The organism is Mucilaginibacter robiniae (assembly GCF_012849215.1).
Lineage (GTDB): Bacteria > Bacteroidota > Bacteroidia > Sphingobacteriales > Sphingobacteriaceae > Mucilaginibacter > Mucilaginibacter robiniae.
In genome coordinates, this window is the sequence record NZ_CP051682.1 from 1,946,758 (window position 1) to 1,960,060 (window position 13,303).

8 protein-coding genes and 1 tRNA gene are annotated in these 13,303 nt (G+C 43.0%); 7 read left to right on the top strand and 2 right to left on the bottom strand.

The features are described 5' to 3' along the window. Positions 1–211 precede the first annotated feature (211 nt). The gene (locus HH214_RS08560) at positions 212–514 is read right to left on the bottom strand and encodes a Dabb family protein (protein ID WP_169606928.1); all 303 of its coding nucleotides are present in this window, start codon (positions 512–514) and stop codon (positions 212–214) included. 72 nt (positions 515–586) lie between these two features. Beyond that, positions 587–2,644: a prolyl oligopeptidase family serine peptidase gene (locus tag HH214_RS08565; protein ID WP_390622383.1), complete on the bottom strand. Its 2,058-nt coding sequence runs from the start codon at positions 2,642–2,644 to the stop codon at positions 587–589. 307 nt (positions 2,645–2,951) lie between these two features. On the opposite strand from HH214_RS08565, the gene HH214_RS08570 reads away from it, so the two are divergent. The 7 genes from HH214_RS08570 to HH214_RS08600 all read left to right on the top strand — a co-directional run bounded on the left by HH214_RS08570 (position 2,952) and on the right by HH214_RS08600 (position 13,239). Then, positions 2,952–5,534, top strand: coding sequence for a DUF3857 domain-containing protein (locus HH214_RS08570; RefSeq protein ID WP_169606930.1), 2,583 nt, complete (start codon positions 2,952–2,954; stop codon positions 5,532–5,534). A gap of 447 nt (positions 5,535–5,981) precedes the next feature. Continuing rightward, on the top strand, positions 5,982–6,968 hold the full coding sequence (locus tag HH214_RS08575; RefSeq protein WP_169606931.1) for an aldo/keto reductase: 987 nt from the start codon (positions 5,982–5,984) through the stop codon (positions 6,966–6,968). 170 nt (positions 6,969–7,138) lie between these two features. Continuing rightward, positions 7,139–7,897 carry a UDP-2,3-diacylglucosamine diphosphatase gene (locus HH214_RS08580; RefSeq protein ID WP_169606932.1) on the top strand — a complete coding sequence of 253 codons (759 nt, stop codon included), beginning with the start codon at positions 7,139–7,141 and terminating at the stop codon, positions 7,895–7,897. Between the two features lie 228 nt (positions 7,898–8,125). Then, complete coding sequence (gene prfA, locus HH214_RS08585; protein ID WP_169606933.1) at positions 8,126–9,199, top strand: peptide chain release factor 1; 1,074 nt, start codon at positions 8,126–8,128, stop codon at positions 9,197–9,199. A gap of 63 nt (positions 9,200–9,262) precedes the next feature. Continuing rightward, positions 9,263–9,339, top strand: a tRNA-Asp gene (locus HH214_RS08590). 249 nt (positions 9,340–9,588) lie between these two features. Next, entirely contained in the window at positions 9,589–10,824 is a 1,236-nt protein-coding gene (locus tag HH214_RS08595; protein WP_169606934.1) for a site-specific integrase, read from the top strand. Between the two features lie 423 nt (positions 10,825–11,247). After that, entirely contained in the window at positions 11,248–13,239 is a 1,992-nt protein-coding gene (locus HH214_RS08600) for an ATP-binding protein (protein ID WP_169606935.1), read from the top strand. Positions 13,240–13,303: the final 64 nt, after the last annotated feature.

A 13,303-nucleotide genomic window follows, 5' to 3' on the forward strand; every position in this document is an offset into this window, starting at 1 on the left:
GGCAGTGGTGACATTGTTTTTTCAGTACGGTTTAGTAAAAAAGCAAACCGTAAGCTATTAAAATATAGATTTATTTAAATCCACTGGCTCAAAATAGTCGGTGGATTTACTTTTTAGATACAAGCTTATAGCACATCGCCTCTCCTCATATAGGTTTACCTGAATCAGCGATAAGGTTTAGCTTCCATGATAACTCTTTACAAAGAAGTTATTAAGCACTATAATCAAACACCAGTACCTTATCCAGTGCATTTTTCAGCAAATCTGTAAAAGCTACATGTGATGGATGTACCAGATACGTCTGCCGTTCAGCTTCGGTATTAAAGGTAAGCACAAACCCATGTGTAAAACCATCATTCAGGTTTTCGGGGCTATTGTTTAATCCCCATTCCAGATCAACTATTTCTTGAATAGCGGATTGAAGGCTGATAAAAGCATCTTCTATCTTTTTCACCTGTTCAGGTGTACAATCTTCTTTAAACTTTAATAAAACTATATGACGTATTTTTTTCATCGTAAACAATCTTTAAGTTTTCAAATCCTGCTATCAGGATGTTAGTAATCCTCTATATCTCCCCATAACACTTTATGGCTTCCACTCCAAACCCATGTTGGCAAACATAAACGCCCATTTATCAGTCTCCTGACCAATAATCTGAGCGGTAGAACGGCCGGCACCATGCCCGGCATTGGTTTCGATACGGATGAGAGTGGGGTTAGGGCCTTGCTGGTATTCCTGCAAACGAGCGGCAAACTTAAAGGAGTGTGCCGGCACTACCCGGTCATCATGATCGGCTGTGGTAACCAGCGTAGCCGGGTAACTGGCTGGTTTCAGGGCATGGTATGGCGAGTAATGGTACAGATAGGCAAACATTTCAGGACTATCTTGCGCCGTGCCATAATCATAAGCCCAGCCTGCACCGGCCGTAAACTGATTATAGCGCAGCATATCCAGCACACCTACCGCCGGAAAAGCCACTTTACATAAATCAGGCTGCTGGGTAATGGTAGCTCCTACCAGCAAGCCACCGTTCGAGCCACCGGCAATAGCCAGATATTCCTTTATGGTGTATTTATGCTTAATCAAATATTCGGCAGCGGCAATAAAGTCATCAAATACATTTTGTTTGCGCAGCTTGGTACCGGCCTTGTGCCAGGTTTCACCGTACTCGCCCCCACCCCGCAGATTAGCTACGGCGTAAATACCACCTTGTTCCAACAAGATGATATTGGACGTACTGAAAGCGGGTGTCAGGCTTACGCCAAAGCCCCCATAGGCATATAACAGCGTTGGGTTATGGCCGTTCAGTACCGTACCTTTTTTGTAGGTGATAATCATAGGGATGGTCTTACCATCTTTAGAGCTGTAAAAAACCTGGTGCGATTCATACAAATCAGGGTTGAACTGCACGCCCGACTTTTTGTAAACTACCGAATGCCCCGTAGCTACATCGTACTTAAAAATAGTAGGCGGATAGATGTACGAGGTAAACGTATAATATAATTCCTTTTCTTCCTTTTTACTGCTAAAGCCCGAAGCTGTCCCTACACCTGGCAGCTCAACGGTATGCTCCAAGCGGCCATCCATATCGTACTGTTGCACAAACGACGTGGCATCTTTCAGGTACTGGGCAAACAGCTTGCCGCCGCCGGTAGATACCTCCAGCACATTATGCGTCTGCGAAATCAGGTCGTGCCAGTGGGATGGACTGGCATTATCCGCATCTACCGTAATTAGCTTATAATTGGGCGCATATAAATTGGTATGAATGTACAGTTTGCTGCCTACATTATCTACCACCTCATGCACGTTATCCATGTTATTTACCACATTGATAATAGCACTACCAGGCTTGCTTAAATCTTGTATATATAATTCATTGCCGGTGGTCGAGTTGGCAGCCGTAATTACCAGGTAACGTTCATCTTCGGTTAAGTAACCGCCTACGTACCGGCGCGGTGTTTGTTCGCCACCAAAAATAAGCTGATCTTGGCTTTGCGGCGTGCCCAGTTTATGATAGTACAATTTGTGGTACTGTGTAAGTCCTGATAGCTGACTGCCCTCTTTAGGCTTATCATAACTGCTGTAATAAAAACCTTCGTTGCCTTTCCAGGCCAAGCCCGAAAATTTCACATCCAGCAGCGTATCTCCTACTGTAGCTTTATCGGCAGCACGCATTACCACCACCTTTGTCCAGTCGGAACCACCTTCCGATAATTGGTAAGCCGCTAAGCTGCCGTCTTTGGTAAAAGCAATTTGTGATAATGAGGTGGTACCCTCTTTCGAGAATTTATTGGGGTCTAAAAATATTTCGGGCAAGCCACCTTCCAGTTGCCGGTACAATACCGATTGGCTTTGCAGCCCGTCGTTTTTATAGAAGTAGGTATAGCTGCCCCGCTTAAACGGAGCGCTGTATTTTTCATAGTTCCACAAGGTTTCCAGCCGTTTGCGGATGGCTTCGCGGTAAGGAATTTGCGACAAGTAGCCTTGTGTTACCTTATTTTCTTCTACCACCCAAGCCTTGGTATCAGCCGCTTGGTCGTCTTCCAACCAGCGATATGGGTCGGGTACGGTGGTATCGAAATAAGTATCGGTTACGTTGCCTTTTTTAGTTTGCGGATAGGGAGCGGGTTTGATATTCATAAGTTGTGCATAGCTGGGGCCGCAAATGATAGCAGCCAGTGCTAATAAACAGCCGGTTTTCTGCATTGTGTCAGGATAAATTACAACTGGTTAAAACGCAAGAAGATACGAATTTAGTATAAGAGTAGATTTGGGGTGATGATTAACTGCTTTTTTATACTGTACTTTAAAATCCACGTGGAATTATTAATAATACTCGCCTTTATCTATTGTTAATGCAAGCATAATTTTTAATAAACAAACTGAAAGAATAATTTTGTAAAATTTTGGACGACTTAAAGTATATTTTATATATTAAAAGCCTATTATGCAAACCAAACCATTCTTCTTATCACTTATATTTTTAGTTCTGCTACAAGTTTCTTTTTGCTGCTCTAATATCACTGCTGCTGAGCCCATTGTGCATGTATCACCCAAACCAGCTTGGTTAACTACCTACAAAGATTATCAGCAAAAAATACCACTACGAGATGTAGGAAATGGCTACTTTTTTCAGCTCATAGAAGAGCAGATTCAAATAGAAAAACAAGCTGATTACCGGCATAGTATTCGCGAAATTGTTTCAGAAGCAGGTATTCAGAATGGCTCTGAAATCTCTATCAACTTTGACCCTACTTATGAAAGACTAGACTTTCATGAAATCACCGTTTGGCGTAATAATAAACCCGAAAATCGTTTAAATGCAGGAGCTTTCAAAATCATTGCTAACGAAAAGGAACTATCTAAATTTATTTACCAAGGTAGTTATTCAGCTTACTGCATATTAGATGATATAAGGAAAGGCGATCGAATAGAGTACTCATATACTATAACTGGCAGAAATCCTATTTTTAACAACAAGTTTGCTAAAGAGATTTACTTTCAAAGCACACAACCTATTGCTCATCAATACAAGTGTATAATAGCATCTTCTAATAGAAAGCTAAATTTCAAATCTTTTAACTTGGTCCCTAAAGCTATTGTATCAGATATAAACGGCTTAAAAACATATACATGGGAGAGCTTTCAGGTGTCGGCAGCTCAGGACTATGATAATGAGCCGGGTTGGTATAATCCATTTGGATACATTCAAATAAGTGATTATAGTAGTTGGAAGGAAGTAACAGACTGGGCTTTAAAAATTAACCCGATTTCAAAAACCTTCAATAAGAAACTAGCCTTGCAAATAGCAGAGTTAAAAGTCAAGTCGGGTAATGATAAAGAAAAGTATTTCAGGAATGCTGTTAGAATGGTTCAGGATGAGGTAAGATATATGGGTATCGAAATGGGACAGTATTCCCATTTAGCTAACACCCCCGATAAAGTTTATAGCCAGCGCTATGGCGATTGTAAAGATAAATCTCTGCTGCTGGCTTCTATCTTAAACGCTGGTGGTATAAACTCACAAATTGTTCTGGTTAATTCAAGTATCAAATCTAAAATTGATGAATTTATTCCTTCACCTAATGCTTTTGACCATGTAATAGTTGTAGCTACTGTAAACAATAAACAGGTTTGGGCTGATGCAACAATGGCTTACCAAAGAGGCACTGGTACTAATCTTTATTTCCCTAATTATGGAAAAGGATTAATTGTAAAAGATGGCAATAGTAACTTAACAACTATTCCGCTTACTAAAACTGGTAAAGTAATTTGTAAAGAACGATATACTGTGCCTAATGAAAAGGCTAAAGTTACACTAGAAGTAAGGACAACTTATACGCTAAATGAAGCAGATAAAATAAGGGACAAATTAGCCTCAAGCAGCATGGCTGAAACTGAAAAGAACTATTTGGATTATTATGTGAAAATTTATCCTAAAATAGAATCAAAGGACTCTATCACCGTCATAGATGATGAAGAAAAAAATCAGCTAACAACGATTGAACACTACTTGATAACTGACTTTTTTAAACAAGACACTACTACAGGAAAATATACTGTATCTTTTTATGCAAATTATATAAATGCACAATTGCCCTCTATACCCAATAATGCTAAAACACCGATAGCTTTAAACTATCCATGCGATATTGATTATACCATAAGCGTAGTTTTACCATACGGTTGGAATGTAGATCCATCACATTACAGTATTAAAAAAGATGCTTATGCCTTAGAAACTTTTTCTCGAGCAGAAAGTGACACACTTTCTTTAAGCTATAATTATAATGCGTTTAAAGATTTTATACCTGTCAACCAACTAGCTGAATACAGATCCGATATAAAGCATATTACTGATGATGAACTTTCTTACACCTTTGATTTTAATCCTAATACATCAGAATTACCTTTCCGTTTAAACTACTGGATGCTAATTACCGTAATTGCAGTTGTTGCAACTGCAATCTTTATAGCTGTTCGGGTATATAGAACTGAAACGGAAGGTATAGTTTTTGCCCCAGGTGCAGGATTTATGCCGATAGGTGGCTGGCTAATCTGGGTTGCTATAAGTTTGGCTTTAACACCCTTATCTATATCAGTCTCATTGATAACAAACGATTATTTTAACTTAAATAAGTGGAACTTACACGAACTAACCAAAGAAGATTTCAGTTACAAAGCTTTATTTATTTTTGAAATATTAGGCAATGTGTTACTTATTTGCTATGCCACTTTTTGCTTTATACTGCTACTTAAGAGACGCGATATCCTTCCTAAACTAATTATCGGACTTTACATCTTCGCTGTTGTATTTTTTATTATAGACTGTAGTATGGCCATCGAAGTTAATGGTACCAACAGCGATCAAGCTGTCAGTACTATATTCCGATCAGCTATTGTTGCAGCAATATGGATACCCTATTTTAAAAAATCAGTGAGAGTAGAGCAAACATTTATTGTACCATACCCAGCTAATAATTATCGGTATGAAGAGAAAGCCAGCATGAAAATAGAGCAGAATATATGAAATAGCAAGCACAACTAGCTCTATTTTCTACCCCTACACACTTGCGAAAGTATAAAAACAGACTACCAGGCTGATGCTCACCATAACATCGATTTTATGGGTTTGAGGCATTTTAAGTAGCTCCTAAGTTCTTTTTGCTATAAAGCCACACAAGCTTTTTACAACTCCATTTACTCTCTTTCAAATAGAAAAGCCCGCTGACTAGGCGGGCTTTCTAAACTACAACTACGAAACTGTAAAAACTATAAAACTCTACATCTAACTGGGTATGTATACGGTAGTTATATAGCTTTAGATACATTATATTTCATAAAAGTTAAATAAAAATGTCATCTTTTAATCCTAGTTAAACATCATGCAAACCCTTGTATCATTCGGCTGTAGTTTATTTGTCTTTAACTGTGTGATGCAGGGTAAAGAATATTACTTTCAATAATTAACGAACTAATGAAATACAGGATTTTAGGAAATACTGGCGTGCAGCTATCAGCCATCGGCTTGGGTTGTATGAGCATGAGCCATGCTTATGGCGTACCAAACGATGAGGAATCTATCGCGACCCTACACCGGGCGCTAGATTTAGGCATCAACTTTTGGGATACGGCCGATGTATATGGGCAAGGTAAAAATGAGGAACTGATCTCGAAGGTGCTGGTACCCAACCGTGATAAAATATTTATTGCTACCAAGTTTGGCTTTACGGGTGGCGCTAACGGTACGGGTATGGTGTTTAACGGATCGCCGGCTTACATGAAAACCGCAGTAGAAGCCAGCTTAAAACGTTTGGGTACGGATGTGATTGACCTGTACTACGCTCACCGTATTGACCCCAATGTACCGGTAGAAGAAATGGTAGGTGCCATGGCTCAACTGGTTACCGAGGGCAAAGTACGTTTTCTGGGCCTTTCCGAAGCTTCAGCTAATTCTATCAAAAAAGCACATGCGGTACATCCTATCAGCGCGCTACAAAGTGAGTATTCGCTGCTCACCCGCGATCCTGAAAATGATGTTTTGCCGCTCTGCAAAGAGTTAGGCATCAGCTTCGTGCCGTTTAGTCCGCTGGCACGTGGCTTGGTTACCAATACTTTAAACCTGAACAGTTTACCTGAAGGTGATTTCCGGAAAAGTCTGCCCCGTTACCAGGAGGCACATCAGGAAAACAACAACCAACTGGCTGCCGGCTTTGCCGAACTGGCACAACAAAAAGGTTGCACACCATCACAACTGGCTTTAGCCTGGGTATTGGCACAAGGCGAACACATTATCCCGATTCCGGGCACCAAAAGGCGTAAATACCTGGAAGAAAACGCCGGCAGTGTAGACGTTACCCTATCAGACAACGATTTCAAACAGATTGAAGATTTACTGGCCAAATACCCCGACACTGGCGACCGTTACAGCGCCAGCAACTGGGCACTGGTAGATAAAAGCTAACCCGGGCTTCTAAACTAACGGTTATCTGACTCTCCTCTGCATTAAGCCCATATATAGTATGGGTTGGTGCAGCGGAGAGTTCATTCAGGTTGGGCAACCTCTTCCCTCTTATTGCTATTTAGCCTTTTTTGCTTTTACCCTTCGGTTCAAAAACTTACTTTTGAACACAGATGGTTACCCGTAACAAAATTTATTTTGCTTCTGATATTCACTTGGGTGCTTTAGGCCATGCCTCCAGTCGTGTGCGTGAAGACCGCTTTGTACGCTGGCTCGGTAGCATTAAGCACGATGCTGCCGAACTGTTTTTGATGGGGGATGTATTTGAGTTCTGGTTCGAGTATAAAACCGTAGTACCTAAAGGTTACATCCGCTTTCTGGGTAAACTGGCCGAACTGGTGGATGCCGGTATTAAACTGTACCTGTTTAAGGGTAACCATGATATGTGGATGTTCGATTACTTTGTTAATGAACTAAATGCCACTATTATTAGTGATGAGCTGATATTGGAACGGCAAGGCAAAAAACTGTACCTGCACCACGGCGATGGTTTAGGCCCCGGCGATACCAAATACAAGTTTTTGAAAAAGATTTTCAGAAGCCGGTTTTGCCAGTGGTTGTTTGAGCGCATACACCCTAACTTGGGTATAGGCATAGCCAACAACTGGTCGCAGCATAGCCGGGTAACTAATGCAACCGGCCGCGAGCGCAAGCTGTTTGAAAACGAATGGTTGGTGAGCTTTGCCCGTGAAACTCTGAAAACTACTCATTACGATTATTTTGTTTTCGGGCATCGGCACATCCCCATGATGGTTCCGCTGAGTGATAGCAGCAGCTATGTAAACCTGGGCGAATGGATCTTCAGCAACTCTTATGCAATCATGGAAAACGGACAGATACAATTGCTGTACTTTGAGCCACCTACTGCCTGATGTTTTTACTTTAAGCTTACCTGTTTACGCTATCTGCCTAAGAGTGAATGTGCTGAAATTTACGTACTTTTGTATGTTTTTGCACTGCCCCAACCCACCTAAACCTGATTGCAACGGAAAGCTTTTTTGCTAAGGGCCAGGTGTGCTGGGCAAAAAACTTGCAGTGTAAAGCGGGACTATGGGTGCCACACGCACTAGGATTGATTTTCAAGAGAGAAAAAAAGAACTATGTTAGATAAGTTAGAAGCGATTTTTGATCGCTGGAAAGCTGTTGAAACCGAGCTGAGCAGTCCGGATGCGATGGCCGATATGAAACGTTTTGCTCAACTGAGCAAAGAGTACAAAGATTTAACGCTTATTGCAGAAGAGTATCATGTGTACAAAAACATATTGAGTAACATTGATACCAACCGCGAAATACTGGCTACCGAGAAAGATGAAGAATTTCGTGAGATGGCCAAACTAGAGCTGGATGGCTTGCTGGAACAACAAGAAGCCAAAGAAGAGCAGATTCGCCTGATGCTGATTCCGAAAGATCCGGAAGATGCCAAACACGCCATTGTAGAAATCCGTGGTGGTACTGGTGGCGACGAAGCAGCCCTATTTGCCGGCGATATATACCGCATGTACATGCGCTATTGCGAAAAGAACGGCTGGCGTACCGAGCTGGTAGATTATACCGAAGGCACATCCGGCGGCTACAAAGAGGTCGTGTTCAATATTCTGGCCGATGATGCTTATGGTACCTTCAAATATGAATCAGGCGTACACCGCGTACAGCGCGTACCCGATACCGAAACTCAGGGCCGTGTGCATACCTCAGCAGCTTCTGTAGTGGTACTGCCCGAAGCAGATGAGTTTGATATTGAAGTACACGCCAACGATATTCGTAAAGATTTATTCTGTGCATCTGGTCCGGGTGGTCAGTCGGTAAACACCACCTATTCGGCTGTGCGTTTAACCCACATCCCGACCGGTATTGTAGCCCAGTGCCAGGATGAAAAATCGCAATTAAAAAATTACGACAAGGCTTTACAAGTACTTCGCTCCCGTATTTACGAGATGGAATTACAAAAACGGAACGAAGAAACCGCCAAAAAACGTAAGACTATGGTATCTACCGGCGACCGTTCAGCTAAAGTACGTACCTACAACTATCCGCAAGGTCGAGTTACCGAACACCGCATTGGTTTAACGGTCTATAACCTACCAGGCGTTATGAATGGTGATTTACAGGAGATTATGGAGTCCCTGCAATTTGCAGAGAATGCGGAGAAATTAAAAGAGGGAACCGTAGCTTAAACTTTTTTTTAAAAAAATTTTGGAGGTCTGAACTTCCTTTTTATATTTGCACACCGAAACGGAGGAGTGGTAGTTCAGCTGGTTAGAATACATGCCTGTCACGCATGGGGTCGCGGGTTCGAGTCCCGTCCATTCCGCCAAATATGTTATCAAAAACAGCAAAAAGGCCTTAAATCGTTGATTTAAGGCCTTTTTTGTTTCTCTACTCTACTAAAACTCGCATTTAAACTCATAATTCTATTGCGTCATTCATTGCGTCATTTTAAAACCCCAAAATAGACGCAATGAAAACCACGTAAATAGTTGATTATGAGCCTGTCCAGCGCGTGGACATCTTGTGTAAATGATGGTCTAAACCGACATTTGTTTTACCTTTTAAATGTTAGTTTATGTTAGAGAAAAGCTTCGGACTGCTGTTCTACCTCAAGCAGTCCAAAAGTCAGAAGAAAGGCCCATTGTACATTTACCTGAAGATTACGGTCGATGGCAAATCCGTAGAGCTATCCTCGAAGCGGAAATGGGAATCATCCAAATGGAATTCTGCTGCGGCAAGAGCTACCGGTACGAAAGAAGAAGCCCGGGAGCTCAATCGCTTTCTGGATGCACTGGAATTGCAGATCTTCCAAGCTAAACGGTCACTGGTCGAAGCCGACCGGGAAATCACCGCACAGGCGATCAAAGACCTGCTGACCGGCAATGCCGAAAACCGAAAGAAAATCCTGGAGGTATTCCGCGAGCACAATGCCCAGATGAAGGCTTTGCAAGGCGTCGACTTTGCGGCCAGCACCCTGCAGCGCTACAGCATTGCCTATAATCACACCCGGGATTTCATCTGGTGGAAGTACAATGCGGATGACCGTGACATCAAAGATCTGGATCATGAATTCATTTCTCAATATGCCTTCTGGCTGAAGACGGTGAGGAACTGTGATCACAATACCACCATGAAGTATCTGGTAAATTTCAAGAAAATTGTATTGATCTGTGTGAAGAATAAATGGCTGCCGGGAGATCCGTTTTCGAATTTCAAGCTGACCAGAAAAGCTCAGGAACGAACAGCACTGAGTGAGGAAGAACTGGAAAGATTAAGCAGCAAACAGTTTGACAATGAGCGGCTGAGTAATGTCCGGGATATCTTTCTGTTCAGCTGTTACACGGGGCTGGCCTATGTGGATGTGAAGAATTTAAAAAGGGAGGATATACAGAAAGGCGTAGATGGCGAAGAGTGGATTTTTATTAACCGGCAAAAGACCAATGCCCTATCCAGAATTCCGCTGCTGGAACAGGCGAGAAAAGTTATGGAAAAGTATGACCGGCATCCGAAATGTGTCGTAAGCGGGTTGGTGTTGCCGGTGCTGACGAATCAGAAGATGAATGCCTATTTAAAGGAGATCGCGGATTGCTGCCATATCAGAACGGAGCTGACTTATCATATTGCCCGGCATACGTTTGCCACTACGGTGACACTGAATAACGGGGTACCCATTGAAACCGTATCGAAGATGCTGGGCCATGCCACGATCAAGCAAACGCAGCATTATGCCAAGACACTGGATTTTAAGGTAAGCGAGGACATGAATAAATTGAGAGATCAATTAAAAAAGAAAACGCAGGCCACGCCCTGAACAAAGCGATACCGCACAGGTCTATACCTGTGCGGTCTGTTCTTCAGCGTATACCCCATGTGGAACGAAATACAGTAGTAACTGCTGCAGCTCCCGGACCGTTTAATCTCTACCAATACTGCTTTTTGATATCAATTCATTGTAAAGAATGCGGATAGCCAGCCATTGGTAATTATTGCAAAAGATGCGATCACTGAGGCATTGAGTGAAATTACTAAAAATTCAATGCGTTGATCCGACAAAACGGTCCTTTTATATGACGAAATAATAGCTTATACCTGAATAGCCCCTCGGGATAGAAGTTAATAAAGAAAAAGTCCGCTGTGGTTTTTACAGGAACTTCTTCTTGTTTAAAGAAATTCTATTTCACAGCGGCTGCTCCTAATTATTATATTCGTTGAATTTTTGCTAGTCTTTTCCCTAATGAGTAACCATTCCTCGCTTTCGACCGCTGAGGTGGCGCGCCTTGCTGCCCTGCAATCCTATCACATCTTAGATACCGCCACCGATGAAGATTTTGAACAACTCACCGAACTGGCCTCTGTGATTTGCGAAACGCCTATTTCTTTGATTAGTTTCGTTGACGAAGATCGCCAGTGGTTCAAATCAAGCCGCGGGTTGGATGTTCAGCAAACCTCCCGTGAGCAGTCTTTCTGCGCGCATGCCATTCTGAAACCTGATGAACTGATGCAGGTGGAGGATGCGCGACGGGACGAGCGTTTTAAAGACAATCCGCTCGTCACTGGTCAGCCTAATATTGTGTTCTACGCGGGTGTGCCCTTGGTGGATGAGGAGGGCCATGCGCTTGGCTCGCTCTGCGTGATTGACCGGCATAGCCGTCAGCTTACGCCCGCTCAGCAAAAGGGCTTACAGTTACTTGCCAAGCAGGTGATGGAGAAATTGCAATTGCGCAAGCGGCTCATCGATATGCAAAACAGCAGTGACCGGACAATGCGTATTCACCAGTTATTGGTTGTCAGCGAACAGGAGCTGCGCGAAATTGTTAACCATTTACCCGAACCAACCGGGGTATATGTTGGGGAGGAACTGATCATCCGATACGCCAATCCCAGTATGCTATCCATCATGGGTAAGGATGTTGCAGTCATCGGAATGCCTTACCATCTGGCGTTACCGGAACTTGCGGCAGAGGATTTTCCAACACTCATGCGCAGGGTGATGCAGACAGGAGTAGCTTATGAGCAGCGGCAGGCCAGAATATCTTTCGTCCACAATGGTACATTCAAAGAGTTTTATTTCGACTACAGGCTCACCCCGCTCCGCAATGAGCAGGGTCAGGTTTGGGGCTTGCTCAACACAGCCGTGGATGTGACGCAAGCCGTCAAAGCACAATTTAAAGCCAAACGCGCAGAGGATATGTTCCGCCTTGCGGTATCCACAGCCGGGATGGGTGATTGGCACCTGGACAGCAGGAATAACCTGTTGTACGCTTCCCCCCGTACAAAGGAACTATTTGGTTATCTGCCCGAAGATGAGATGCCGCTGGATGCCGCTATTAGCCAAATTACAGATGAATATCGAGATTTGGTTTCCAAAGCCATAAAGGCGGCGGTGGATGAAGGCAGAGCTTACGATTTGGAATACCCCATCATTGGACACCGCGACGGAGAACTACGCTGGGTCAAGGCCACAGGCAAGCTTTATCCTGACGAGCTGGGTAACATGACTGATTTTCTAGGTACCTTACTTGACATCACCGAACGAAAGCTGGAGGAGCAGCGCAGAGAAGACTTTATCGGCATCGTTAGCCACGAACTCCGATCACCGCTTACTTCTTTAAACGGGTATGTACAGATGCTTGAACTTACAGCCAGTAAAAGTGCGAATACCAAGCTTGCTGATATTGCAATAAAGGCAAGGCGGCAGGTAATCCGGATGGAGGCGTTGATCGCTGGATTTTTAGATGTGGCGCGTATGAAAGAAGGCAAAATAGCGCTTAACGAACGGGCCCTTGATATGGCTGACTTAGTCAGGATTGCAGAGGAAGAGTCTTTGGCAACTATTACGAGCCATCATGTTATTTTTCATCCGGTGGCGTATACGCCTGTGTACGCCGACAGAGACAAAATAGAACAGGTCATTGTGAATTTTATAAATAATGCGGTGAAGTATTCGGCTAAGAATAGTACAATCCACGTAGCTTGCATTACGCGTAACGGCATGGCCCACGTAAGTGTAGTCGATGAGGGTATGGGTATACCGGTCAAAGACCAGCCGCATATCTTTAACCGCTTTTACCGAGTGGAAGGTAAGCATACCTTGAAGATTAAAGGTTTTGGCATTGGCTTGTACATATGCAAAGAAATTATTGAGCGACACAAGGGACAGATTGGCGTTGAAAGTGTAGAAGGAAAGGGCAGTGCATTTTGGTTTCAAATACCAATCCATCCATAAGTTAAAAAACTTTATCAAACGCTTGTTGGGTGAGACATCCGCGGACGGTAGCAAGAATATGCCT